The sequence below is a fragment of the Streptomyces sp. NPDC055189 genome (assembly GCF_053606765.1).
In genome coordinates this window covers 1-23918 of sequence record NZ_JBSGSG010000021.1, presented here as the reverse complement: position 1 = coordinate 23918, position 23918 = coordinate 1, and the positions used below count along the sequence as shown (strand labels likewise).

At 70.9% G+C, this 23918-nt stretch carries 19 protein-coding genes and 1 pseudogene; 11 read left to right on the top strand and 9 right to left on the bottom strand.

What is annotated here, in order from left to right:
• Nucleotides 1-23: 23 nt before the first annotated feature.
• Nucleotides 24-1436: an MFS transporter gene (locus tag ACWFR3_RS17945; RefSeq protein ID WP_453735537.1), complete on the bottom strand. Its 1413-nt coding sequence runs from the start codon at nucleotides 1434-1436 to the stop codon at nucleotides 24-26.
• A gap of 179 nt (nucleotides 1437-1615) precedes the next feature.
• Between ACWFR3_RS17945 and ACWFR3_RS17940 the strand changes: the two genes are divergently transcribed.
• The 4 genes from ACWFR3_RS17940 to ACWFR3_RS17925 are packed head-to-tail and all read left to right on the top strand — an operon-like array spanning nucleotide 1616 to nucleotide 7516.
• Nucleotides 1616-2035 carry a DUF7144 family membrane protein gene (locus tag ACWFR3_RS17940; RefSeq protein WP_453735536.1) on the top strand — a complete coding sequence of 140 codons (420 nt, stop codon included), beginning with the start codon at nucleotides 1616-1618 and terminating at the stop codon, nucleotides 2033-2035.
• 12 nt (nucleotides 2036-2047) lie between these two features.
• Nucleotides 2048-3052, top strand: coding sequence for a polyphosphate kinase 2 family protein (locus ACWFR3_RS17935; RefSeq protein WP_453735535.1), 1005 nt, complete (start codon nucleotides 2048-2050; stop codon nucleotides 3050-3052).
• A complete protein-coding gene (locus ACWFR3_RS17930; protein WP_453735534.1) occupies nucleotides 3049-5784 on the top strand; it encodes a cation-translocating P-type ATPase in 2736 nt (911 codons plus the stop codon). Before ACWFR3_RS17935 ends, ACWFR3_RS17930 begins: the two co-directional genes overlap by 4 nt.
• 7 nt (nucleotides 5785-5791) lie before the next feature.
• Entirely contained in the window at nucleotides 5792-7516 is a 1725-nt protein-coding gene (locus ACWFR3_RS17925; RefSeq protein WP_453735533.1) for a SulP family inorganic anion transporter, read from the top strand.
• A 21-nt stretch (nucleotides 7517-7537) separates the two neighbouring features.
• On the opposite strand, the gene ACWFR3_RS17920 is transcribed toward ACWFR3_RS17925, so the two are convergent.
• Genes ACWFR3_RS17920 through ACWFR3_RS17910 form a run of 3 tightly spaced genes read right to left on the bottom strand, consistent with a single transcriptional unit; the run spans nucleotide 7538 to nucleotide 13195 of the window.
• Nucleotides 7538-9037, bottom strand: coding sequence for an alpha-amylase (locus ACWFR3_RS17920; RefSeq protein ID WP_453735532.1), 1500 nt, complete (start codon nucleotides 9035-9037; stop codon nucleotides 7538-7540).
• A complete protein-coding gene (locus tag ACWFR3_RS17915; protein WP_453735531.1) occupies nucleotides 9034-11733 on the bottom strand; it encodes an MGH1-like glycoside hydrolase domain-containing protein in 2700 nt (899 codons plus the stop codon). The genes ACWFR3_RS17920 and ACWFR3_RS17915 overlap by 4 nt, the downstream gene beginning before the upstream one ends.
• 19 nt (nucleotides 11734-11752) lie before the next feature.
• Complete coding sequence (locus tag ACWFR3_RS17910) at nucleotides 11753-13195, bottom strand: hypothetical protein (protein WP_453735530.1); 1443 nt, start codon at nucleotides 13193-13195, stop codon at nucleotides 11753-11755.
• A gap of 135 nt (nucleotides 13196-13330) precedes the next feature.
• Here ACWFR3_RS17910 and ACWFR3_RS17905 point away from each other — a divergent pair, with 135 nt between their 5' ends.
• The 3 genes from ACWFR3_RS17905 (at nucleotide 13331) to ACWFR3_RS17895 (ending at nucleotide 16849) form a co-directional block, all read left to right on the top strand.
• A complete protein-coding gene (locus ACWFR3_RS17905; protein ID WP_453735529.1) occupies nucleotides 13331-13885 on the top strand; it encodes a DUF1269 domain-containing protein in 555 nt (184 codons plus the stop codon).
• Complete coding sequence (locus ACWFR3_RS17900) at nucleotides 13885-14370, top strand: DUF1269 domain-containing protein (RefSeq protein ID WP_453735528.1); 486 nt, start codon at nucleotides 13885-13887, stop codon at nucleotides 14368-14370. The genes ACWFR3_RS17905 and ACWFR3_RS17900 overlap by 1 nt, the downstream gene beginning before the upstream one ends.
• 178 nt (nucleotides 14371-14548) lie before the next feature.
• Nucleotides 14549-16849: a LuxR C-terminal-related transcriptional regulator gene (locus ACWFR3_RS17895; RefSeq protein ID WP_453735527.1), complete on the top strand. Its 2301-nt coding sequence runs from the start codon at nucleotides 14549-14551 to the stop codon at nucleotides 16847-16849.
• Between the two features lie 40 nt (nucleotides 16850-16889).
• On the opposite strand, the gene ACWFR3_RS17890 is transcribed toward ACWFR3_RS17895, so the two are convergent.
• Together ACWFR3_RS17890 and ACWFR3_RS17885 are read right to left on the bottom strand one after the other, a co-directional pair.
• On the bottom strand, nucleotides 16890-17357 hold the full coding sequence (locus tag ACWFR3_RS17890; RefSeq protein ID WP_453735526.1) for a LuxR C-terminal-related transcriptional regulator: 468 nt from the start codon (nucleotides 17355-17357) through the stop codon (nucleotides 16890-16892).
• 98 nt (nucleotides 17358-17455) lie between these two features.
• Nucleotides 17456-17731 (bottom strand): hypothetical protein, encoded by a 276-nt coding sequence (locus tag ACWFR3_RS17885; RefSeq protein ID WP_453735525.1) that lies wholly within the window; start codon nucleotides 17729-17731, stop codon nucleotides 17456-17458.
• A gap of 180 nt (nucleotides 17732-17911) precedes the next feature.
• Here ACWFR3_RS17885 and ACWFR3_RS17880 point away from each other — a divergent pair, with 180 nt between their 5' ends.
• Nucleotides 17912-18373 carry a DUF7144 family membrane protein gene (locus tag ACWFR3_RS17880; RefSeq protein ID WP_453735524.1) on the top strand — a complete coding sequence of 154 codons (462 nt, stop codon included), beginning with the start codon at nucleotides 17912-17914 and terminating at the stop codon, nucleotides 18371-18373.
• 18 nt (nucleotides 18374-18391) lie between these two features.
• Here the strand turns inward: ACWFR3_RS17880 and ACWFR3_RS17875 are convergent, their stop codons facing one another.
• A complete protein-coding gene (locus ACWFR3_RS17875; protein WP_453735523.1) occupies nucleotides 18392-19717 on the bottom strand; it encodes a diacylglycerol/lipid kinase family protein in 1326 nt (441 codons plus the stop codon).
• Nucleotides 19718-19840: 123 nt separating this feature from the next.
• On the opposite strand from ACWFR3_RS17875, the gene ACWFR3_RS17870 reads away from it, so the two are divergent.
• Nucleotides 19841-21274, top strand: a complete 1434-nt coding sequence (locus ACWFR3_RS17870) for a DUF2252 domain-containing protein (protein WP_453735522.1) — start codon at nucleotides 19841-19843, stop codon at nucleotides 21272-21274.
• Between the two features lie 77 nt (nucleotides 21275-21351).
• Here ACWFR3_RS17870 and ACWFR3_RS17865 read toward each other — a convergent pair.
• Together ACWFR3_RS17865 and ACWFR3_RS17860 are read right to left on the bottom strand one after the other, a co-directional pair.
• Nucleotides 21352-22020, bottom strand: a pseudogene (locus ACWFR3_RS17865) (YhjD/YihY/BrkB family envelope integrity protein); the annotation flags it as partial.
• A gap of 241 nt (nucleotides 22021-22261) precedes the next feature.
• Entirely contained in the window at nucleotides 22262-22780 is a 519-nt protein-coding gene (locus tag ACWFR3_RS17860) for a hypothetical protein (protein WP_453735521.1), read from the bottom strand.
• Nucleotides 22781-23205: 425 nt separating this feature from the next.
• Here ACWFR3_RS17860 and ACWFR3_RS17855 point away from each other — a divergent pair, with 425 nt between their 5' ends.
• On the top strand, nucleotides 23206-23586 hold the full coding sequence (locus ACWFR3_RS17855; RefSeq protein WP_453735520.1) for an STAS domain-containing protein: 381 nt from the start codon (nucleotides 23206-23208) through the stop codon (nucleotides 23584-23586).
• Nucleotides 23587-23769: 183 nt separating this feature from the next.
• Nucleotides 23770-23918 (top strand): helix-turn-helix domain-containing protein (locus ACWFR3_RS17850; protein ID WP_453735618.1); only part of this gene is annotated, 149 nt, incomplete at its 3' end.

The window sequence follows — 23918 nt, the reverse complement described above, 5'->3', positions numbered from 1 at the left end:
CCGGCGGTGGGTACCGCGCGGGCTCACCCGCTCCGGGTGGGGGCCGGGGTCCGGGGCAACTTCGCCGCGGCACCGAACCCGCCGAGCCCGATGACGGCGAGCACCAGGAGCGCCACGCGGTAGGGTCCCGCGGCCGGGTCCGCCACGAGGATGGTGCCGGCGATCGCGGTGCCCACCGAGGAACCCAGGTTCGACACACTGCGCGAGAGTCCGGAAATCTCGCCCTGCTGGCTCTCGGGGAAGCTGGACTGCACCACGTTGACCGAGGGTGTCAGCATCACTCCCATGCCCAGGCCGATGAACAGCAGCCCGGGGACGAAGAGCCAGGCGCTGGGTTCCGACCGGGACAGGGCAAGCAGCAGTCCGATGCCGCAGACCGTCACGGCGAACCCGGCCATCACGAGCGTGCGTTGCTCACGCCTCTTCGCGAAGCGCTCGGCGCCCAGCGAGGACGCGAGCAGTCCCAGCGTGGACGCACTGAAGATCACTCCGGTGCTGATCGCGTCGTATCCGCGGACGACCTGGAGGTATGCGGCCACCACGAACGACACGCCCATGAGCATCAGCCACTGGGTGTGCTGGGTGATCAGACCGAGGTTGGACGTGCGGTTGCGGAACAGCTCCGTGCGCAGGAGTGGTTGGACCCCGGAACGTTCCTTGGCCCGCACCCACCGGAAGAAGGCAACCAGGACCAGCACGCCGACCAGCAGCAGCGCGCCCGCCAGCCAGCCGTTGTCGTCGGCGGCGAGGATGCCCATGACGACCAGGACCAGACCGGTCGCGGACAGGACCGCGCCCCCGGTGTCGAAGACACGGTCGGGGTCCGGCGGCAGCGGGTCGTCGATGCGCCGGACGAGGAAAATGATCACCGCGACCACCAGTGCCTGGAAGACGAAGGCCGCCCGCCAGCTGATCGCCGAGGTGATGAGCCCGCCGATCAGCGGTCCCGCGGCGGCGCCGATGCCGCCCATCCCCATGATCGCCCCGAAGGCGCGGGCCCGGTCGGCGACGTTCGTGAACACGAGAGTGGTGAGGATGTAGACGGGCGGGATGAGCAGGGCCGTACCGACGCCCTGGAAGATGGAGTTGCCCAGGATGAGGATGCCGAGGCCGGGCGCCACCGCGCTGAGCACGGTGCCGATCCCGTACACGGCCAGGCCGACGACCAGGCAGCGCTTGCGGCCGTAGCGGTCGGTCAGGATGCCGCCCGGAATCATCAGCGCCGCCATGACAAGGAGGAAGATCGTGATGGCGGTCTGCACGCCCTGCACCGTGGTGTCCAGGTCCTCGCTGATGTCCTTGATCATCACGTTCATGTTCGAGCCCGCGAAGCTGCAGACGAACTGGGCGAGGGCGAGCGGCGCGAGCACCTGACGCGGCCAGGGGCGCTTCACCTGCCGGGCGTCTGCTCCATCCGGGGTGGACGGATCGGTCATCGTCTCGCCTCCGTTCGCGTCCCGCACGTCCCGTCCGTGGGCCGGACGACGGCCAGCCTGCTGGGCGGCCGCCCCTGCGGCGTCACCCCCGGAGGGTGACGACCGGGGGTAGCGGTCGGGGGCAACACTCGGGGCACAGCGGTGCAATCGGCACCCTCCTCGAGTACGGAGGCCCTGTCATGGCCACCTCGACAGCTCAGCACCACCGCTCCGGCGCCAAGCAGACGGCGGCCGCCGGGCTGACCATCTTCGCCGGGGTGTTGTTGTTCCTCTCCGGATCACTGGATTTCTGCCGGGGTCTGATGGCTGTCCTCGAGGACACCATCTTCGTCAACACCCCCAACTACGCCTTCGAGTTCGACCTGACGGCCTGGGGTTGGATCCACATGGCCTTCGGCACCGCCGCGGTGATCGTCAGTTTCGGGCTGTTCGTCGCGGCCAAGTGGGCCAGGATCTCGGGCATCATCATCGCCTCACTGGTGATCATCGCCAACTTCCTGTCCCTCCCGTACTCCCCGGTCTGGTCCATCACCCTGATCGCGATGAGCGGGTTCGTCATCTGGGCCCTGTGCGTGGTGGACAAGGACTCCGTCTACTAGACGAGGTGGCCCATGAGGGACGCACGGGCGCACGAAGCGGACGACCGGGCGGAGCGGATCGCTGAGTTCATCGCTCCGCTGCGGGTCGAACCCGGCTCGAAGGTGGACCTGTCCAAGGACTTCGACCCCACGCACAAGAAGGGCATCAAGAACAAGAAGGACGGGCAGGAACTGCTGCGCAGCGGCGTCCTCCTGCTCGCCGACTACCAGCGCCGGCTGGCCGCCGAGGGCACGCACGGCGTCCTGATGTGCCTGCAGGCGCTGGATGCCGGCGGCAAGGACGGCACGATCCGGCACGTGATGAGCGGGGTCAATCCCCAGGGCGTGCGCGTGGCCGGCTTCAAGGTGCCCTCCGCCGCCGAACTCAGCCACGACTACCTGTGGCGCTATGCCTGCAACCTGCCGCGCCGCGGCGAGATCGGCATCTTCAACCGGTCCCACTACGAGGAGGTCCTGGTCGTACGGGTGCACCCCGAGCACCTCACGCGCCAGCGGCTGCCGGGGGAAACCTCGGGCAAGAAGATCTGGCGCCGCCGCTACCGGGAGATCAACGACTGGGAGCGGTATCTGACGGACAACGGATTCAGGATCGTCAAGCTGTTCCTGTACCTGTCCAAGGAGGAGCAGCGCATCCGCTTCCTCAAACGGATCGATGTCCCCGAACGCAACTGGAAGTTCTCGGCGGCCGACATCCGTGAACGCACCTTCTGGGGCGACTACCAGAAGGCGTTCTCCGAGATGCTGTCCGCCACGAGCACTCCCTGGGCGCCCTGGTACGTCGTGCCCGCGGACCGCAAGTGGTTCGCGCGCACCTGCGCGGCGGCCGTGCTCGCCCACACGCTGATGGACATCGACCCGCAGTATCCGGTCATCGACGACAAGAGCCGGGACGCGCTCCAGCTGGCGAAGGGGCAGTTGGAGGACGAGGCGCCCGACGGTGCGGCGGCGGACCCCTATGCCACGCGGTCCGCCGCGGGCGGCCTGCGCCGCCGGGGCGAGCGGAGGCGCAAGCGATGACCGCACAGGCACCGGGCCACGGCGGCCGCCTCGCACCGGCGGACGCCTGGTACACCCTCCCGGCCGACGCGGTGGCCGGCGAACTCGACGTCGACCCGGCCGTGGGCCTGGACGCGGCGCGGGCGGCCACGCGGCTCGCCGAGGACGGGCCCAACACCCTGCCCGAGGAGCGCACGCCCAGCGGCCTGCTGCGCTTCCTCCGTCAGTACACCTCGTACATGCAGATCATCCTCGTCGCCTCCGCCGCGGTGTCGCTCGCCATCCAGGAGTGGGGCACCGCGGTGGTGCTGCTCGCCCTGACCGTCCTGAACGCGGTCATCGGGATACGCCAGGAGGGCAAGGCCGAGAGCGCCATGAACGCCCTCAAGGAGATGACCAAGGCCACCGCGCGGGTGCGGCGCGACAAGACGGAGGCGGAAATTCCTGCCGCGGACGTGGTCGTCGGCGATGTCGTCCTGCTGGCGGCGGGGGACGAAGTGCCCGCGGACGGGCGGCTCGTCGCCACCAGCGCCCTGCAGATCGACGAGTCCGCGCTCACCGGGGAGAGCGTGCCCGCCGCGAAGGACGCCGCGCCGGTACGGGGCAGTGGCCTGGGCCCGGCCGACCAGACGGACATGGCGTTCATGAACACCCCGGTCACCCACGGCAGCGGCGTTCTCGTGGTCACGGCCACCGGTGCCGCCACCGAACTGGGCAAGATCTCGGGGATGCTGTCGAGCACGCGGCGCGAGGAATCGCCGCTCACCCGGGAGCTGAACCGCCTGACGCTGTGGATCGTGGGGGCGGCCGGCATCACCATGGCCCTGATGTTCGCCCTGGGGCGCGGGCGGGACGTGCCCTGGGACGCGCTCTTCGTCAGCGCCGTGTCGCTGGCGATCGCCGCCGTGCCCGAGGCGCTGCCCACGGTGACGCAGACGATCCTCTCGCGCGGCGGTCTCGACCTGGCCCGACGGCACGCCATCGTCAAGGACCTGCCCTCGGTGGAAACCCTGGGCTTCACCTCGGCCGTCAACTCCGACAAGACCGGCACTCTGACCATGAATCAGATGACGGTGGTCGAAGTGGTGGACCCCTACGACCGCTACACGGTCTCGGGCACCGGCTACGCCCTGGAGGGCCGCATCCACCACGCCGCGGGCACCTCCCCCGGCATCGAGGACGCGATCCTGCCCTATCTCGTCGCCAACGACGCCACGCTCGTGGACGGACACGTGGTGGGCGATCCCACCGAGGGCGCCCTGCTCGTACTGGGCCACAAGGCGGGCCTCGACGTCGACGCCACGCGCGAGCGGCTCCCCCGGCTCGCCACCCTGCCGTTCGACCCGGCGTACAAACTCATGGCCACCTTCCACACCGCCCTCGACGACCACGGCCGTCCGGTCGTGCGCTGCTTCGTCAAGGGAGCGGCGCCGGCCGTCCTCGCGCGCACCACCACCGCCCTGTCGCACGGTGCGCCCATCCCCTTCGACACCGCACTGCGGACCCGGGCCGAGAGGGAACTCGAACGCATGGAACGGGCGGGCCGCCGCGTGATGGCCTCCGCCGTCCGCGACCTCGACCCCGCCGAGTTCACGCCCGAGGGAGATCTGCTGGCCCACGTCGGGGTGTTGTGCGTGACGAGTCTGGTCGGCATGGCCGATCCGCCGCGCACCGAGTCACGCGACGCCGTGGCCGCCGCTCAGGCCGCCCACATCCGCGTGCGGATGGTGACCGGCGACGACGTCATCACCGGCGCCGCCATCGCCGGACAGGTCGGCATCACGGGCAGCGCCATCCTGGGCGCCGACTTCGCGGCCCTCTCGGAGGACGAACGGCTGGCCCGCATCGACGACATCGGCGTCGTCGGCCGGGTGGCCCCCGAGCACAAGGTGCTCCTGGCCGAGACCCTGAAGAAGAAAGGCGACGTGGTCGCCATGACGGGCGACGGCGTCAACGACGCCCCGGCCATCAAGGCCGCCGACATCGGCATCGCCATGGGCTCCGGCACGGAGGTCGCCAAGAACGCCGGACGGATGATCCTGTCCGACGACAACTTCGCCACGATCGTCCACGCGGTGGAACAGGGCCGCAAGATCTACGACAACCTCACCAAGTACATCCGCTTCGTCCTGGTGCTGCTCGTCGTGTTCGTCCTGACGTTCCTGGGCGCGGCCCTGTTCGACATCGCCGAGGGCGAGCCGTTCACCCCCGCCCAGGTGCTGTGGATCCACTTCGTCGTCAACGCCGCCTTCGGCTTCTCGCTCGGCTTCGACCGGGTCAGCGCCGGCCTCATGTCCCGCCGCCCGCGCCCGCGCGGGCAGCCCGTGATGACGGGCGGTCTGATGCTGACGGTCGGGCTCGCCGGTACGGCCGTGGCGATCGGACTGCTGACCATGATCCAGCTCGGTGAGGCGCGCTACGACAGCGTCCGCGTCGGCAACTCCATCGCCCTCACCTCGTTCGCCCTGTGCCTGATCGTGGCCGCCCTCGAATGCCGCAACCAGACCGCTTCGGTGCTCACCGCCGACACCTTCGACAGCAAGCAGCTGAACTGGACGGTGCTCGGAGAGTTCGTGCTGGCCGTCCTGGTCACCCAGACCGACGCCTTCAACCGGCTGCTAGACACCACACCGCTGGGCATCGGCCAGTTCGGCTGGGCCCTGCTGCCCGCCCTCGCGCTCCTTGCCCTGTGGGAAGCGGGCAAGTTCGCCGCCCGCCGCCGTCACCAGCCCGCCGCCGCCGGACAGAGGTGAAAGGCCGGTGCGCGTGGGGACACCGCCCGGCCTCAGGACGCTGCGCACCTACCGCCGGGAGTGGCTGCTCAAGGACCTGGTCGCGGGCATCGTCCTGAGCACGCTCCTGGTGCCGCAGGGCATGGCGTACGCCGAACTGGCCGGACTACCGCCGATCACCGGCCTGTACACCTCCGTGCTGTGCCTGCTCGCCTACGCCGTGGCCGGGCCCTCGCGCGTCCTGGTGCTCGGCCCCGACTCCTCGCTCGGCCCGATGATCGCCGCGACGGTCCTGCCGCTGCTCGCCGCGGACGGGGACAGCGGCCGGGCGATTGCGCTCGCCTCGATGCTCGCCCTGATGGTCGGCGCGATCACGCTGCTTGCCGGGGTGGCGCGGCTGGGGTTCGTCGCCGACCTCATCTCCAAACCCACCATGATCGGCTACATGAACGGCCTTGCCCTGACCATCCTCATCGGGCAGTTGCCCAAACTGTTCGGCTTCTCGACCGACGCCGACGGGCTGATTGACGAGGTGGACGCCTTCGTCCGGGCGGTCGCGGACGGGAAGACGGTGGCCGCGGCCGTCGCGGTCGGCGGCGGCTGCATCCTCCTGATCCTGCTGCTCCAGCGCCTGATGCCCAAGATCCCGGCCGTCCTCGTCATGGTGGTCCTCGCCATCACCGCGTCCGTCGCCTTCGACCTGGACGAGCACGGGGTCAAGACCGTCGGACGGCTCCCCGAAGGGCTGCCGCCGTTCACGATCCCGCACATCGGCTGGGACGATCTGGGTCCGCTGTTCGTCGGCGCCCTCGGCATCGCCCTGGTGTCCCTGGCCGACACCATCTCCAACGCCTCGGCCTTCGCGGCCCGCAGCGGACAGGAGGTCCGCGGCAACGACGAGATGATCGCGATCGGCTCCGCGAACATGGCCGCCGGCCTCTTCCAGGGCTTCCCCGTGAGCACCAGCGGCTCACGCACGGCCGTGGCGGAGCGGGCCGGGGCGAAAACCCAGCTCACCGGCCTCGTCGGCGCGGCCCTGATCGTCTTCATGCTGGTCCTGCTGCCGGGCCTCTTCCGCGATCTGCCCCAGCCCGCGCTCGCCGCGGTCGTCATCACCGCCTCGCTGTCCCTTGCCGACCCGGCGGGCACGATGCGCCTGTGGCGCCAGCGCAAGGCGGAGTTCTGGCTGTGCATCGCGGCCTTCCTCGGCGTGGCCCTGCTCGGAGTGCTCCAGGGCATCGCGGTCGCGGTGGGCCTGTCGATCCTCAACGTCTTCCGGCGCGCGTGGTGGCCCTACAGCACCGTCCTGGGGCAGGTGCCCGGCCTGGAGGGCTACCACGACGTGCGCTCGCACCCGGGCGCCCAGCTCCTGCCGGGACTTGTGATCTTCCGCTTCGACGGGCCGCTGTTCTTCGCCAACGCCAAATCGTTCCGCGACGAAGTCCTGCGCTACGTCCGCGCCGAACCGGCACCGCGGCGCGTGCTGATCGCCGCGGAACCGGTGACCGACGTCGACACGACCGCGGCGGACATCCTGGAGGAACTGGACGCCACGCTCAAGGAGCTGGGCGTGAGCCTGGTCTTCGCCGAGCTCAAGGACCCGGTACGGGGCAAGGTCAAACGCTACGGCCTGGCCCACACCTTCGACGCGAGCCGCTTCCACCCCACCGTGGAAGGCGCCGTGGAGGCGTACCGGTCGGACAGCGGCGCCGACTGGGGCCCGGCCCACCGGGAGACCGGCGGCCCGGGCTGATCCACGTCCCCGCGCGGGCGGCTAGCGCGCGGGCAGGGGTACGCCGGCCGCGGCGACCGACAGCAGATGCGTGCCCCAGGGCGGCAGATCGACATAGAGTCCGCTGCCCGTCAGCTCCGCGCCCGCACGCTCGTACCGCTCGACGTCGAGCAGACTGGCCAACTCCACGTGCCCCTGGCCCAGTTCGCTCCAGGGCAGCCGGATGAGTGCCTGCGCCTGATGGTCGGAAAGGTTCACCACGGTCAGGAACCGCCCCGACTCGCCGGACCAGCACGAGACGATCAGGTCACGGCCGGAGTCGTTGTCGGGCCAGCCCTGGCACTCCAGGAGCTGCCACCGCCCCGTGCGCATGCCGCTGCGGCGCACGGCCGACAGCAGCCGCTCGTGAAACTCGCGCAGGGAGGGATCCGGCACCTCGTCCGGGCGCCGGTCCAGGAAGACCGGCAGGTGGACGCGGCGCCCGGTGAACTGGCCCTCGTGCCACAGGGTCGCGCCGGGCAGTGTGGCGATCAGCGTGGCCGCCGCCCGCTCCTTGGCCGCCGGCAGCGTCCGTGCGGCCCGCGGCTCGTCATGGTTCTCCAGGAACCGCACAAGGCCGCGCTGGTACTGCTCGTCGGCCCGCAGGTGCCCCCTGACCGACTCGGCGCTCTCGTTGAGCACCCGGTCGTAGAGCCGCTTGTCGTAGCAGAAGTCGAACCCCTGCTGCTGCAGCGCCCATTCGAGGTCCCAGTACGCCTCCGCGGCGAAGACCATGTGCGGGTGGTGACGGCGCACGGCGGTCACCACCTCGGGCCAGAAGTCCTCCTGCGGCCGCTCGCCCGCCCGCTCGCCCCACGTCCGGGCGAAGACGTCGTTCATCATCAGCATCGCCATGTCGCAGCGCACCCCGTCGCAGACCCCGCCGATGCCCTCGAGCACCTCTTCGGTCGCCCGCCGCAGGGCCGGGGCGAAGGCGTTGAGCTGGACCACGTCGGGCCAGGGCGGGAAGAACGGGTCGCGGCCCCGCGCGAGCACGGCCTGCCCGGTGTCGAGGAACCCGGCCGGATCACGCCGGACGTCCTCTTCGTCGCCCTGCACGAAGTACTCGGGGTGCTCGCTCACCCAGGGACTGTCCGGGGCCACGTGGTTGGGCACGTAGTCGAGCAGCAGCCCCACGCCCCTGCGGTCGAGTTCGGCCCGCGCGACCGCCAGGCCCGCCGCCCCGCCGAGCGCCTCGTCGACCTCGTAGCGGCGGATGCAGTACGGCGATCCGGCGATGTCCTCCTCGCCGATGTCGGGGACGGCTCGGGCGAAGGCGCCGCGCAGGGCCGGGTTCTCCAGGGCGATGGCGCGTCCCTGCGGGCTGCGCTCCCAGACGCCCATCAGCCACACGGCGTCGACCCCGGAGGGTGTGATCTCGTCCCACACGTCCTTGGGCACGTCCGCCAGACCGGCCGGACCTCCGGTGCGCAGCGCCGTCTCCCGCAGCCAGACGCGGGTGTTGACCTCGTGCACGACGGGCTGCGCGGGCAACTCGGTCATCGTTTCTGCCTCCTCGCCGAACCGGCGCGCAGATCTTCCGGTTCCAGCGTGCCGAAGATCTGCATCAGGGCGGCGACCAGGCCGGTCCAGCCGGTCTGGTGCGAAGCCCCGAGGCCGGCGCCGTTGTCGCCGTGGAAGTACTCGTAGAAGCTGATCAGATCGCGCCAGTGCGGGTCGTCCTTGAACTTCGCCTGGCCGCCGTAGACGGGCCGCCGTCCGTTCTCGCCCTGCAGGAAGATGCGGGTGAGGCGCGATGCGATGTCCTCGGCGACCTCGTAGAGGTTCTTCTGGATGCCCGATCCTGTCGGGCACTCGACGGTGAAGTCATCGCCGTAGAAGCCGTAGAGGTTGAGCAGGCCGCGGATGACCAGGGCGTTCATCGGCATCCAGACCGGGCCGCGCCAGTTGGAGTTGCCGCCGAACATGCCGGTGTCCGACTCCGCGGGCAGATAGGAGACCTTGTACTCCTCGCCGTGCACCCAGAACGTGTAGGGGTGCTCGGCGTGGAACCGCGACAGCGCCCTGACCCCGTACGGGCTCAGGAATTCGTCCTCCGACAGGAGGCGGGCCAGCACGCGCACCAGTTTCTTCTCGTCCAGGACGGACAGCAGCCGGGGGCCGCCCGCCGTACCGGCCTGTGCCGCGCTGAGCGTCACGGACAGGGAGGGGTGGCGCTCGGCGAACCGCCGCAGCCGGTCGGCCAGACCCGAGAAACGGTTGAGCTCGTCGGGCTGGAAGACGGTCGAGGCGCACAGCGGGAGAAGCCCCACCATGGAACGGACTTTCAGGCGCACCGCGTGCCCGTCGGGCATCCGCAGCACGTCGTAGAAGAAGCCGTCCTCCTCGTCCCACAGCTCGTCGTGCAGATCCCCGACCCGGTCCATCGACGCGGCGATCCACAGATAGTGCTCGACGAACTTCAGGACCAGTTCCTCGTAGGCCTCGTTGTGTTCGGCGAGCTCCATCGCGATCTGCAGCATCGACTGGCAGTACAGCGCCATCCAGGCGGTGCCGTCGGCCTGTTCCAGGGTGCCGCCGGTGGGCAGGGGGGCGCTGCGGTCGAAGACGCCGATGTTGTCCAGGCCCAGGAAGCCGCCCTGGAAGACGTTGCGGCCGCCGGGGTCCTTGCGGTTGACCCACCAGGTGAAGTTGGTGAGCAGCTTCTGGAAGGTGCGTTCGAGGAAGGCGTGGTCGCCCTGCCCGGTCGTCCCCTTCTCCATCGTGTAGACGAAATACGCGGCCCAGGCGTGCACGGGCGGATTGACGTCGCCGAAGTTCCACTCGTAGGCCGGGATCTGGCCGTTGGGGTGCAAGTAGACGTCGCGCAGCAGCAGTTCGAGCTGCTCCTTCGCGAAGCCGATGTCGACGACGGCCAGGCCCACGGCGTGGAAGGCCAGGTCCCAGGCGGCGAACCAGGGGTACTCCCACTTGTCCGGCATGGAGACGATGTCGTCGCTGAGCATGTGGAACCACTCGTGGTTGCGCTGTCCCGGCCGTGGCGGGCTCCACGGGGTCAGGTCGTGCTCGCCCAGCCATTTCTCCAGGTCGAAGGCGTAGTACTGCTTGGACCAGAGCATGCCGGCCAGGGCCTGGCGCAGGACGCGGGCCTCGTCCTCGCCCGCCCGCTCGGGAGTCAGTTCGCGGTAGAAGTCGTCCGCTTCGGCGATCCGGTCGCTGAAGACCGTGTCGAATCCCTTGGTCAGGGAGAGCTTCGCGTCGGCGGGGCCGAGCCGCAGCCGCAGGGTCAGGGAGCCGCCCGCGGGAACGGTGAGCGTGTGATGGGCGGCCGCCTTGGTGCCCTCCCGGGCCGGGTTGACGGCGTCGTCTTCTCCCTGGACGACGTAGCGGTCGATGGCGTTCTTGACGTAGGGGCTCGCGTTGGGCGAGCCGAACAGGCGCTGGTGGTCGGTCTCGTTCTCGGTGAACAGCAGCGTGGGGCCGTCCGCGCACCGCAGTTCGTAGCTGCCGAGCTCGGGGTGGTCGGCGCGGATCGTGGCGGTCGAGCCGGACGCGTCCGCCGCCCGCAGCCGCGGCCGGTGCTCCTGGTCGGGGTGATCGCCCCAGGACCAGGTGTTGCGGAACCACAGGGTGGGCAGCACGTGCAGGGTCGCCTCGTCGGGGCCGCGGTTGTCGACGGTGATGCGCATCAGGATGTCGTCGTGGTCGGCCTTGGCGTATTCCACGGTGACGTCGAAGTAGCGGTCGTCGTCGAAGACGCCGGTGTCCATGAGCTCGTACTCGAACTCCTGGCGGGTGCGCTCCCGGTTGACGGACACGAGGTCGTTGTACGGGAACGCGGCCTGCGGGTACTTGTACAGGTACTTCAGGTACGAGTGGCTGGGGGTGCTGTCGAGGTAGAAGTAGTACTCCTTGACGTCCTCGCCGTGGTTGCCCTCACCGTTGGTCAGGCCGAAGGCGCGCTCCTTGAGGATCGCGTCCCGGCCGTTCCACAGGGCCAGGGCCAGACACAGGCGCTGCTTGTCGTCGCAGATGCCTCCCAGGCCGTCCTCGCCCCACCGGTAGGCCCGTGACCGCGCGTGATCGTGCGGGAAGTAGGACCAGGCGTCGCCGCCGGGGCTGTAGTCCTCGCGGACCGTGCCCCACTGCCGTTCGCTCAGGTAGGGGCCCCACAGGCGCGAGCGTGCGCTCCCGTCCCCCTTCGGTCCGATCCGCCCGGCGTGCGTCCGCGTCTTCATGCGCGTCTCCCTGCCTCGGTCAACCGGATGCGCCAGTCTTCGCGGGGGTCCCCCGACCCGCCTCACCTTTCGGGGGTGAGCCCTCCGGGGAGCCTTCCGCGCGGATGACGAGAGTGAGCGCGATCTCGTACGCGGCCAGCAGCCCGCCGACCACGAAGAGGCCGGTCCACGACGAGAGCAGCAGGGCGACCAGGGCCGCCACGATCACGCCGGACACCCGCAGCACGTCGGCGTGCTGCGCCAGCCACGGCCGCACCCGTGCGCCTTCCACCCGGTCCCCGGCCTTGGCAAGCAGATGGCCGGTGGCCCGCGCGCCCTGCGCCGCGTACCCGCGCAGCGCCCTCGGCAGGCGTCCCGGTCCCACCAGGTAGGCAAGCACGGCGATGCCCACGCCCAGCCACAAGAGCTGGTCGCCCCGCTCGCGCAGGGTCTCGAACACGGTCCACATCGCGGAGCGCGCGCCCTCGCGGTAGACGCCCGAGGGCACCTGGTCGAGCAGTTGGTCCCGCACCGCCCGCAGCACGGTGGAGAGGACCGTGACGGTCACCACCAGCCACAGACCCAGCTGCAGGAGGGTGCGCCGCCGGTGGGGCGAGATCCACAGGGCGAGCCCGAGCAGCACCGGTACGGCGATCACCAGGCCCACCACGGCGCGTTTGGCCATCAGCACGGTGTCCTGCAGCTGACCGAGTTCGTGCCGGTTGTAGAGCCGGATCTGCGCGAAGTTCTCGGGCAGTGACACCCCGAGCGCCTTCTCGATGCGCTGGTGCAGGCCCGGCGGGAGCTCGCCGGAGGAGAGGGCCGGCAGATCGAGCTTCTTGCCGAAGAGGGTGGGAAGCTCCTGCTCCAGGTTCCGCAGCACGTTGTTGACCATCGGCAGCAGGTTCAGGGTGACCGTGTCGCCGCTCACCTTCACGTTCTCGTTGCGTTTCTCGAGCACTTCGATGATCCGTGCGTGGGCGCGGCGATTCGTCGCGCGCCACAGCTCCTGGAACCGTTCGTTGTCGATGAGCTTGGAGATCGAGTCCCGCAGATAGTCGTGGACGGCCCCGGTGACCGGCGCCGCGAGGAAGGACGCGCGCGGCGGCAGCGCATCGGACAGCCGCTGCTCGACGTCCAGCTGGTCGAAGATCTCGCGTGCCAGATACGTGGAGACGGCGGCGTTCACGTCCGGGTCCTCGGGCAGCGGCCCCACCGTGGCGATCCAGCGGTCCGTGTTGAGCGTGGTCCGCGCTCCCCACACCCCCACGATCGACGTGGTCGCCAGGACGGCGACCAGAGCGATCAGGACGGCCGCCACGACACGTCGCGCGGACAGCAGACGGACCCGGCGTCGCCGCTCGGCCCCCGCGCGGTCGCGCAGCTGGTCGACCTCCGCCCGCAGGCGCTCGAGTTCGCTCTCGGTGGCGTTGTCACGACCGGGCCCGGCGGCGTCCCCGTCCGGTGTCTCTTGATGGGTCATGGGCGTCGCACCTCCGCCTCCCACCGTCACCGCGCCCGCGCCCGGTTCCCTCACCTTCGGCGGGTGACGCGCCGCACCGGCCGCCGACGCTGTGATGACGGCCGTGACGGCGGCATTTTCCCGAGAGGAGACACGATGGCTGGGATCGGACCGGTACAACTCCTGACGGTCGAGTTCGGACCCGACGCCAAATTCGAGGGACGGATCATCGAGGAACTGTCGATCCTTGAGGCCAACGGACAGATCCGCGTCCTGGACATGCTCTTCGTGCGCAAGGAGCCCGGCGGGAATCTGTTCGCCCTCGACTTCCAGGCGGAGGGCATGGGCGAGACGGTCGCCGCGCTGCTCGGCATCTCGGGCGAGCAGCTGCGGGCGGCCGAGACGGCGGACCCGAGCCTGGCCGAGGGCAACGCCTTCGGCCTGACCCTGGACGAGATCAGGGAGATGGCCGACTCCCTGGACCCGGGGTCCGCGGCGGCCTTCATCCTGCTGGAACACGTCTGGGCCAAGTATCTGCGCAAGGCTCTTCGCGACGCCGGTGCCGTCCCTGTCGCCGAGGGCTTCCTCACCGAAGAGGCAATAGCCCCCGTCATCGCCGAACTGACGGCGATGGCACAGAAGCTGGGCGATCCGGTCACGCCGGAAGTCCGGCCGGACCCGACCACCCGCAACCCACGGAGGAGGGCCTGATGGCCGATCTGGTCGTACTCGGATTTTCGGACAAGGAGAAGGCGGAGGGAGTGCTGCGGCTCGCCAAGGAACTCTCCCGCCAGGAACTGCTCGACCTGGAGGACGCGGCGATCGCCTGGCGGACCATGGACGGCAAGCTCCATGTGCACCAGACGTTCAACACCACGGCCACCGGCGCGGCCGGCGGCGCCCTGTGGGGCTCGCTGTTCGGACTGCTCTTCCTGATGCCGGTGTTCGGTGCCGCGGTGGGCGCCGCCACCGGTGCCATCGCTGGCAAGCTCTCCGACATCGGCATCAACGACGCCTTCGTCAAGGAGACCGCGAGCACCCTGGAGCCGGGGCGCGCGGCTCTCTTCGCTCTGGTCCGGCGCTCGACGCCCGACCGCGTACGTGACGCGGTACGTCCCTTCAACCCCACCGTGATCCGCACGTCGCTCACCAAGGACCGGGAGGAGGAGCTGATCAAGGCCCTGCAGGAGAAGTGACCCCTCAGGAGAAGTGAGCGAGGGCGGTCCGGCGCTCCGGGCCGGGCCGTCGCGCAGGCGCCGTCTCGCACCGGAATTTCACCCGGGTGAGATGGCGCTTGCTGTGCGCTCCCGCTGTCCCGGCGAGCCCATACTTGCCGCCACCGCCACACTTTGCTCCGAGAGCGAGGTGCCGCTCATGGCCGAGCCCTCAGGCCCTGTACGGGACACCGGCCAGAACCGGGCGCCCGCCGCGACGGCGCCCGCGGTGCCCGCCTGGCTCGTCCCCCGCCCCCGCCTGACCGACCGTCTCGCCAGAGGCGTCCTCGGGCCCCTGACCGTGATCGTGGGCCCGGTGGGCGCGGGCAAGACGGCGCTGGCCCTGGAGTGGGCGCACACCCGGCGCCTGCCGGGGCCGCTCGCCTGGGTCACCTGCGACGGCCGCGCCGAGCAGTCCGGCGTCTTCTGGCCGCGGGTGATCGGCACGCTGCGCGAGGCCGGCGTGGACCTGCCCGAACCTCTCACGGAGGAGACCGAACCGCTGCTCGTGGCGGCGCTCGCCGCCGATCTGCACCGGCGCGGCGATCCGGTGGTCCTCGTCCTGGACGACTTCCAGCCCGCTCCCGGCTCTCCGATCGCGGAAGGCGTCAGCAGCCTCCTGCGTCATCTGCCGGGCGTGTTGCGCCTGGTGGTGCTCGCCCGCCGCGACCCGCCCCTGCATCTGCACCGCGGCCGGCTCACCAGTGAGGTCACCGAGCTGCGCACCGGGGACCTCGCCTTCGACGACCGGGAGACGACCGCGCTCCTGGCCCAGCACGGCATCGACGTGCCCAAGCAGACGGTGAGCGCTCTGCGGCGGCGCACCGACGGCTGGGCGGCCGGGCTGCGCCTCGCGGCGATGTCCATGGAAAAGCAGAGCGATCCCGAGCGGTTCGTGGCGCAGTTCGCCGGCGACGACGAGGCCATCGCCAGCTACCTCGTCGAGGAGGTGCTCGACCTGCAGCCCGACGGCATGCGCCGCCTGCTCCTCAGCACGAGCGTCCTGGACCACATGAACGCCGAACTGGCCGTGGAGCTCTCCGGCGAGGACGCGGGACGCCACTTCGCCTCTCTCGTACGGGAGAACTCCTTCCTGCAGCCCATCGGTCAGGGCTGGTACCGCTGCCATCAGATGTTCGCCGACGTGCTGCGGATGTGCCTGCGCCACGAGACGCCCGGCCTGGTCGCGCCGTTGCACCGCCGCGCGGCGGCCTGGCTCGGCGACCACGGTCTCCTGGCCGACGCCGTACGGCACCTGCTGGCCGCGGGCGACTGGGACCAGGCGGGCCGCCTCATCGTGGACCGTCTGGCGATCGGCCAGGTGCTCGGCCTCACCAGGCTGCGCCTGCCCGGCGAGTTGACCCGGCAGCTGCCCGACCAGCTCACGGGGCAGGACCCCGAACCCGCCCTGCTCGCCGCGGCGGTCGCCCGGGCGGGCGATGACGAGCAGCTGTGCCGCCGCCATCTCGACCTGGCCGAGCGGTTGCTGGCCGACCTGACCGCGCAGGAGGACCGCGCCGTCCGGTGCCGCCTGGCCCATGCCGTGATCCGCATGGACCAGTTGCGCTCCCGGGCCCCCGAGGAGGCCCGCGCCGCCGCGGCCGACGCCGAGTCGGCCCTCGCACGGCTGCCGCAGGTCGGCCTGTCGCAGCACCCCGAGATCCTTGCGATCACCCTGGCGATCCGCGGCAGCGGCGAGCTGCGGGCCGGCCATCTCAAGGCCGCGGAGGCCTCGCTCACCGGTGGGCTCAAGGCCGCGGGCGCCGCAGGGAACGGCGCGCTGCGCCGGGACTGCCTGGCCGAACTGGCGCTCCTGGAGGCGCTGCGCGGACGCTTCCGGGGCGCCGACGAACTCTCCGCCCAGGCCACCCAGCCGCCCCTGCCCGCCTGGACCGTGGCGGAGCGCTCGCAGGCGTCGCTGCACCTCGTGCGCGCCTGGGTCGAACTGGCGCGCGGCGAACCCGGCCGGGCGCGGCACGAACTCACCAGGGCCGGCGTCGTCCTTGGCGTCCTGCCCGACGCGTTCCTCTCCGAGGTCGACACCCTGGTGGCGTGGCTGACCACGGCGGTGGAGCGGGGCGGTTCGGCGCCCGTACCGATCGGTGACGTGGTGGCCACGTCACGGCTGCCCCGTACCGTGCTGCGGGCACTGACCCCGGGGTGCGTCTCCCTGCTCGACTCCGCCCGTCACCGGATCGCCGTCACCGCGCTGCCGCAGCACGCGGCCGGGCCCGCACTCACCCTCGTCCCCGCGCAGCCGGCCCCCACCGAGCGGCTCAGCGCGCGGGAGCGCGACGTCCTGGACCGCCTGGCGCAGATGATGACCACCGAGGAGATCGCCGAGGAGCTGTACCTCTCGGTGAACACCGTGAAGACACATCTCAAGAGCGTCTACCGCAAGCTCGCCGTGACCCGGCGCTCGGCCGCGGTCCGGCGAGCCCGCGAACTGCAGATCTTCTAGCGGAAAACCGGATGGGTGACGGTGCGCTCCCGGCGCCGCTCTAGCAGAGTCCCAGCGCACGGCCGCGCTGTACCGCCTCCGCCCGCGAGGACACGCCCAGCTTCCGGTACACCTCGCGGACGTGACTCTTGACCGTGTTCACCGACACGTACAAGCCGTCGGCGATCTGCCGCAGCGGCACCTCCTGCTGCAGCCGGCACAGCACCGCGAGCTGACACTGTGTCAACGGCTCGACGAGCGGCGGCGGTACGGGCCGCTCCGGCCGCTCCGGTACGAAGGCCAGCACCGCGGCGGCCTCCCCCACCAGCGCGCCCGCACTGCGTACATCGGCCACACCCCCCGCGATCCGCACCAGGGTGCCTGCGACCCACACCAGACAGGTCGTCACCGTCCTGTCGGCCGCCTGCGCCTCCTGGCTGAGCAGATGCAACCGCCCGTGCAGGACGGAGACTTCGCCCGCCACTCCCCTCGAGCCGCTTCGCGGCTCCGCGCACAGCGCCACGGACATGCCCCTCACCTCCCCTTGTGCAGGGCATTACCCCTACACCGTGAGGCGGCGGGCACCGCTGCGGAAGAGGGCGGTCGGCCCTTTTCCGCCGGGCCGGTCTAGGAGCCCGCGCCGGCCCCGGCGCCGGGCAGCCTGCGCACCTCGAGGAGTTCAAGGCCCAGCGCCTGGATGCGGTCGAGGATCCCGTACAGCGCGGCCTGGTCGAGACCGGCGCCCACGAGGACCGTCTCGGCGGGGCGCAGCACGACCGTCATCTCTCCGAACGCCGACCGGAAGGCCTCGCCGATCCGGCCCCGGACGCGGATCTCGAAGTCGGCGCCGCCGGATGGCGTGCCGGCCGGTCCGGGCCCCGGGTCGTCCTGTGCCCCGCCCATGGCGACACCTCCTGTACGACGGCCTGGCCATCGGCCGTCATTCTCGCGGCGGCGTGGACGACGGCATCACCTTGCGCGGGTGACGGTGCTCCCACCCGGGCTCGCGGGCTCATCCGTTGCGGGTGAACCGACGGGACCGCGCCGGGGGAATGCTCCGGATCCACCGATGAGGAGGCCGACATGGCAGAGCAGATCTCCCGGGGCCAGGCAGGCTCCGGTGCACCCGAACCACCACCGCGCATCAGCCCGGTCGCCCTGGGCGGAGTCGTCTTCGCCGTGTGCGTCCTTGGCATCATCGGCGTGTTCCACGCGATCGCGGGACTCTCCACGATCCTCGGCGACAACTACTACCAATCGCAGAACGACTACCCCTTCGACTTCGACCCCAACGTCCGCGGCTGGATCCAGATGCTCTCCGGCGTCGTCATCGCCGCGGCGGCGTTCAACATCTTCAGCGGCCGTACCTGGGCCCGTGTCGTAGGCATCATCGTGGCGGCGCTCAGCGCGTTCGAGAACTTCTTCTTCACCCCGTACCACCCGGTGTGGTCGGCCATCCTCATCGCACTCGACATCCTGGTGATCTGGTCACTGACCATGTACGGCCACCCGCAGGCCCACAAGGTCTACGGGGCACCTCTCTAGCCGGCCCCGCCGGCCCCTTCAGCGCCCGGAGGTGAGACCGAGCCTGCCGATCAGCCGCCAGTCCAGGCGCGGCCGCTCCCGGTAGGCCCCCGGCCGCTTCCGGGGCACGATCACCCGCAGGGCCCTCGGCCGCACCTCGCAGTGCACGGGCACGCTCAGGTGCACCGCCTCGCCGTCGATGCCGGCCGGGATCTCCGCCTGATCGGCGTCGACTACCACGGAGGCGGCCGTGGCCCAGTTCAGCCCGGCGGACTGCCCTGCGCGCAGCAGCCCCGCGGCCTGTGCGGCACTCGTGACGCGCACGCCGACGCAGCCCAGGACCCCGCCGTCAAGGCGCGTCCGGCGGCCAAGTCCTGCGATGTCGTTGGTGCCGTAGGGGTTGTTGCTCACCAGCAGGGCCTGCGGTTCGGAGAATTCGTGCTCCCCGGCACGCGCCGTCAGACGGGCCCCGTGCTCCCCCAGGAGAAGGTCCGGCAGCAGCTTGAGGGTGGTGCGCGTCTTGTCGTTCCGGTAGGCCGGGCTCTGCACCACCTCGGCATACGCCCCGAACGACACGTTGTTGACGAAGGGCCGCCCGCCGGCCCGGCCCAGATCCACCCGCAGCTCCACCCCGTCGTGCAACGCGTCCAGGGCCGTCGAGGGGTCGTCGCGGTCCAGGCCCAGATCCAGGGCAAAGTGGTTGCGGGTGCCGGCCGGGATGACCAGGAAGGGCAGGTCAAGGGCGGAGGCCACCTCGGCGACCAGGGCCTGGGTGCCGTCGCCGCCCGCGACGCCCAGCAGATCGGCGCCCCCGGCCGCGCACTTGTGGGCCAGGGCCGACACGTCGGTCTCGCCGGGGCCTTCCAACAGCACCACTTCGGCTCCCAGCGCGGTTGCCATCTCGCGCAACTGGAAGCGGTGCACCTTGCCGCCACCGGAGCGCGGATTCATGATCAGGACCGGGCGGTGAAACTTCCCGGCCGGCCGCTCGGGCATCAGCTGCGGGGCCTTGTGCCGGGCCAGAGCCGCGCGGCCCGCGCCCGCCGCCAGGATCCACAGCGCGCCGGAGACCAGTACCACCCAGGTGAGCCGGGCCCGGGTGTACTCCATGACCACCCAGATCGGCGCGGTGAGCGCGAGCGCCACCGCCAGGATCCGCGGCAGACCGCGCCTGCTGAGGATCCACCAGACCGCGGCGGCCGTGATCGCCAGGCCCGCGAGCCCCACGCCGAGCAGCGCGAAGGTCTTGAACCCCGCGAACACCGCGAGCACCAGGACCGCGGCAGCGGCGGACGCCAGGGACGCACGGGCCAGCCATCGCTGTCCTCGCATCGACGGATCCATGCCGTGCATCGACGGTTCCATGCCGACAGTGTGCGGCCCCGGTGCGCGCCCGGCCTCACCCCTGGGAGGCGACCTCACACCGCCGGGGTGACGCCAAGCGCTCCCTCCGCACCCAGAGTCCTCAGCTCCTGGAGGGAGCGCGCCATGACCGAGATCACCCACCACCACCTCACCCCGCAGGAGCGGGCGGCCCTGGGAAAGGCCGGCCGGTCCCGTGCCCGGCGATCCGACCACGCCGAGTTCGCGCCCGCGCCGGACCGTCCCGACCCGGTCGACGTGATCGAGCGGCAGTCGGCGAGCAGGCTCCCGGAACTCGTGCCGATCCGCTACGGCCGCATGCTGGAGTCACCGTTCCGCTTCTACCGGGGCGCGGCCGCCATCATGGCCACCGACCTGGCCGCCACTGCGACCAGCGGTCTGCGGGCCCAACTGTGCGGGGACGCCCACATGTTGAACTTCCGGCTGCTCGCCTCGCCGGAGCGGCACCTGATGTTCGACATCAACGACTTCGACGAGACGCTCCCCGGGCCCTGGGAGTGGGACGTCAAACGTCTCGTGGTCAGCCTCGTCATCGCGGGCCGCGACAACGGCTTCAAGAAGCCGGAGCGGGCCCGCGTGGTGCGCGCGACGGTGCGCGCCTACCGGGAGTCGATGGCCGCGTTCGCCGGGATGCGAACGCTCGACGTGTGGTACTCGCGGATCGACGCGGAGGATCTGTACGCCAGGATGTCCACCAAGCTCAACACGCGAGCGCGGCGCAGGGTCTCCCGCACGCTCAGCAAGGCCCGCACCCGCGACCACCTCCAGGCGACGGAGAAGCTGGCCCGGCCGGTCGACGGCCAGCTGCGCATCACGCCCGACCCGCCCCTGATCACTCCCCTCGACGATCTCATGCCGGGAGTCGAGCGCAAGCTCCTCGAAAACGAACTGCGCGAACTGATCGACCGGTACGCGCTGACGCTCCCCGCCGACCGCCGGGCCCTGCTCGCCCAGTACCGGGTCGTCGACATGGCCCGCAAGGTCGTCGGAGTGGGCAGCGTGGGCACCCGCTGCTGGATCGTCCTGCTGCTCGGCCGTGACGACGGCGACCCGCTCCTGTTGCAGGCCAAGGAGGCGTCGGCGTCGGTCCTGGCGGAGTTCGCGGGCGCGAGCAGCCTGCTCAACCAGGGGGAACGGGTCGTCGCGGGACAGCGTCTGATGCAGGCGACCAGCGACATGTTCCTGGGCTGGGAGCGGGTGGTGGGGCTCGACGGCAGCGAACGCGACTTCTACGTCAGGCAGTTGCGGGACTGGAAGGCCATTCCCCAGGTCGAGCTGATGACCCCCGACGAGATGCGGCTGTTCGGCCGGATGTGCGGGTCGGCCCTGGCCCGCGCGCACGCGCGCTCCGGCGACCGGATCGCCATCGCCGCCTATCTGGGCGGCTCGGACTCCTTCGACCGGGCCCTGGCCCGGTTCGCGGAGTCGTACGCCGACCAGAACGAACGCGACCACCGGGCGCTGGCCGCCGCCGTGCGGGAGGGCCGGGTGACCGCGGCGGCAACGGAGTCGGGCGCCGCCGGCGCGCCGGCGGACTGAGGCGCCGGCACCCCGGCCGAGTGAGGCTCCGGCGGCCCGCCGAGCCAGTGGCGCAGGAACTCCTCCCGGGCGAGCACCCGGCCGACGGCGATACCGAACACGATGGTGGTGAAGTACAGGATCAGCCAGGACAGCACGGTGAACACCGAGCCCAGGGCCGCGTAGCGCTGCTCGCTCATCCGCAGCGCACGCGGCAGCCACAGCCCCGAGGCAGCACTGAACGCGGCTCCTCCCACGCCCGCGAGGATCGCGCCCGGCAGCAGGGGCGGCCAGGGCACCCGGCCCGCGAGCAGCAGGTGCTGTGTCCACCACCACATCAGGACGGCGGCAAGGGACTGCAGGAGAACCCCCAGAACGGGGCCCGCGCCGAACGCCCGGTGCAGCGTGCCCTGCACGATCAGCATCGCGATCCATACGAGAAGCCACACCGCCCAGCGCCAGGCCACGAGCCGCACGGCGGAGCGGGGCAGGTCCCAGGAGCGTTCGCACATGCGCTGCAAGGCGCGGGTGAAGGCGGTGGCGGACACCAGCGCCACCAGCACGCTCGCCGCGCCCCAGTTGTGCAACGCGGTGTCCCCGGCAGCGGAGACCACCTCGGCCCGCGCCACCACGGGCCCGCCCGATCCGAGCATGGTGCGCAGCGAGCGCATCAGCTCCTGCCGGACGGCCAGCGGGCTGAACGAGGCCACCGCGATGAGCATCGGCAGCGCCGCCAGGAACGCCTGCGCCGCAAGACGCGTCGACATGTCGAGGATGGTGACGCGCACGAGCTGCTGGACGACGCGCCCCGCCAGCGGCAGGGCCGCGAGGATCGGCATGACGGTGTCCTCTCGTAGCGGGAGCTCGCCCCTGCCGGACACCCTCAGGTCCGCCGCCTCGCGGCACGTCGCCCGCTCCGGGTGACGTACGCCCCTTGCGTACGCCCGTTACGTACGCCGGTGACCTCGCCGGGTGAGGTGCGCCGTGAACGCTGCGGCAGGCCCGGGATCACGGGGGTGCGGGGGCCGACTGCCAGAGGGCACAGAGGGCCAGGCGCATGTGACCGTCCGGGGTGCGGTGCAGTTGCAGGCCGTCCGCCGCGTCCGGGGAGGTCTGCAGGGGGTCGACGCCGGGGCACAGTCCCGCCAGTTCGAGGGTGTCGTGGCGTGACACCGGCAGCCAGGCCGGCGGCCCGGGACTCTTGCCGTCGTAGTCGGTCACCGCCAGCGTGATCCGCGCCTCGTGCACGCTGATCAGCAGCCGGATGCGCGCCGCGCTGCTGTGCCCGATCACGTAGTGGGCCGCGACGCTGGCCGCATCGCTCATCCGGTGAGCCAGGGGTCTCGATGCCCCTGATGCCGTGAGCACCGCCAAGGCCACTTCGGCCAGGACCTCCACGGAGTCCCCTACGCGCCCGGCTTCGAGGGCCAGGGCCGTCATGTGCCCGTCACGCCCGGCACTCCCGTCGGGTTCCGGGTCCTGTGCGGCGATACGGGGCAGCCTCGTCATACGCACGGTCCGTCCCATCGACGCCTCCCCACGCCGTGGAAACAGAGGAAACACCATGCACACCGCCGGGGGCAGGTCGTTCACACGGGGCAGGTGCGCGTACACCAAAGGCGCCGAGGTCCAGGGCGTGGCACCGACGCTACGGCGCCCCATCCGCACGGTCCAGTCCGCTTGGCGCCAATCCTTACGTGTCGCCAATTCCACCGAAATAAAACCGAGTTCATCAGAAGAGTGTGCAACAGGGCCCGATGGGTCCATTATTGAACCCCCTCGCTTGCCTGCCCCCACCAGGGCGGATGAGGGCTGTACGGACCGCCGCCGCGGCCGGGCACTCAACCGTGCCGCGGTCCTCCGGTCCGCCGCGCACGATCACCCAAGACCCCGGTGAGCCCGACCACTCCCTCTCGGCACAGTCAGGCCTCGTCCACACCGAGGATGCCACCATGATCGACGGCACCCCGCCCACCACCGGGCATCTGCACACATACCGCACTCAGGGTCACCTGGTCCTGGAGTTCCACGGCGAGATCGACGTCAACGCCGCCCTCGACATGGCTCCGGCCCTGGACGCCCACACGGCGCATCCCGTCCTCGCAGTGATCATCGATCTCAGCCATGTCGAGTTCTTCGACTGCTCGGGGCTACGCCTGCTGTGCCGGGCCCGGCGACGCATCCTCGATCACAGCGGGGAGTTGCAGCTGGTCTGCGACGACCCGCTGACCCTGCACATCCTGCGCGTGACCGGCCTCTTCCCCGGCTTCGCCCCCGTGGCGAGCCTCAAGGAGGCCCTTGACCGGTCCGGCGGCATCGAACAAGCAGGCTGACCACTTCACTGCCTCACTGCCTCGCCTCTTCAGTGCGTCACCTCTTCATCGGGGGTCCTTCGTGGATACCCCCGCCTTCAGGCGGGGGAGGAATCGAAGCTCCCGCGTAAGCGGGGCAGGGTGAGGCCGGTTTGCCCTCTGGGTGAATCCGGCGTTGTCAGTGACGGTCGGTAGATTGTTGGCGTGCAGCTTCGCTACAACTTCCGCCTCGACCCCACGCCGGGACAGCGCATCGCGCTCGCCCGGACGCTGGGCTGTGCGCGTGTCGTGTTCAACGACGCGCTGGCACTGCGCAGGACGGCATGGGAGAGCGAGCGCGCGCGCATCCCCAC

Coding starts and splice junctions, on each gene's coding strand:
- ACWFR3_RS17945 (WP_453735537.1), bottom strand. CDS start 1,436: ATGACCGATCCGTCCACCCCGGATGGAGCAGACGCCCGGCAGGTGAAG.
- ACWFR3_RS17940 (WP_453735536.1), top strand. CDS start 1,616: ATGGCCACCTCGACAGCTCAGCACCACCGCTCCGGCGCCAAGCAGACG.
- ACWFR3_RS17935 (WP_453735535.1), top strand. CDS start 2,048: ATGAGGGACGCACGGGCGCACGAAGCGGACGACCGGGCGGAGCGGATC.
- ACWFR3_RS17930 (WP_453735534.1), top strand. CDS start 3,049: ATGACCGCACAGGCACCGGGCCACGGCGGCCGCCTCGCACCGGCGGAC.
- ACWFR3_RS17920 (WP_453735532.1), bottom strand. CDS start 9,037: ATGACCGAGTTGCCCGCGCAGCCCGTCGTGCACGAGGTCAACACCCGC.
- ACWFR3_RS17915 (WP_453735531.1), bottom strand. CDS start 11,733: ATGAAGACGCGGACGCACGCCGGGCGGATCGGACCGAAGGGGGACGGG.
- ACWFR3_RS17910 (WP_453735530.1), bottom strand. CDS start 13,195: ATGACCCATCAAGAGACACCGGACGGGGACGCCGCCGGGCCCGGTCGT.
- ACWFR3_RS17905 (WP_453735529.1), top strand. CDS start 13,331: ATGGCTGGGATCGGACCGGTACAACTCCTGACGGTCGAGTTCGGACCC.
- ACWFR3_RS17900 (WP_453735528.1), top strand. CDS start 13,885: ATGGCCGATCTGGTCGTACTCGGATTTTCGGACAAGGAGAAGGCGGAG.
- ACWFR3_RS17895 (WP_453735527.1), top strand. CDS start 14,549: ATGGCCGAGCCCTCAGGCCCTGTACGGGACACCGGCCAGAACCGGGCG.
- ACWFR3_RS17890 (WP_453735526.1), bottom strand. CDS start 17,357: ATGTCCGTGGCGCTGTGCGCGGAGCCGCGAAGCGGCTCGAGGGGAGTG.
- ACWFR3_RS17885 (WP_453735525.1), bottom strand. CDS start 17,731: ATGGGCGGGGCACAGGACGACCCGGGGCCCGGACCGGCCGGCACGCCA.
- ACWFR3_RS17880 (WP_453735524.1), top strand. CDS start 17,912: ATGGCAGAGCAGATCTCCCGGGGCCAGGCAGGCTCCGGTGCACCCGAA.
- ACWFR3_RS17875 (WP_453735523.1), bottom strand. CDS start 19,717: ATGGAACCGTCGATGCACGGCATGGATCCGTCGATGCGAGGACAGCGA.
- ACWFR3_RS17870 (WP_453735522.1), top strand. CDS start 19,841: ATGACCGAGATCACCCACCACCACCTCACCCCGCAGGAGCGGGCGGCC.
- ACWFR3_RS17860 (WP_453735521.1), bottom strand. CDS start 22,780: ATGGGACGGACCGTGCGTATGACGAGGCTGCCCCGTATCGCCGCACAG.
- ACWFR3_RS17855 (WP_453735520.1), top strand. CDS start 23,206: ATGATCGACGGCACCCCGCCCACCACCGGGCATCTGCACACATACCGC.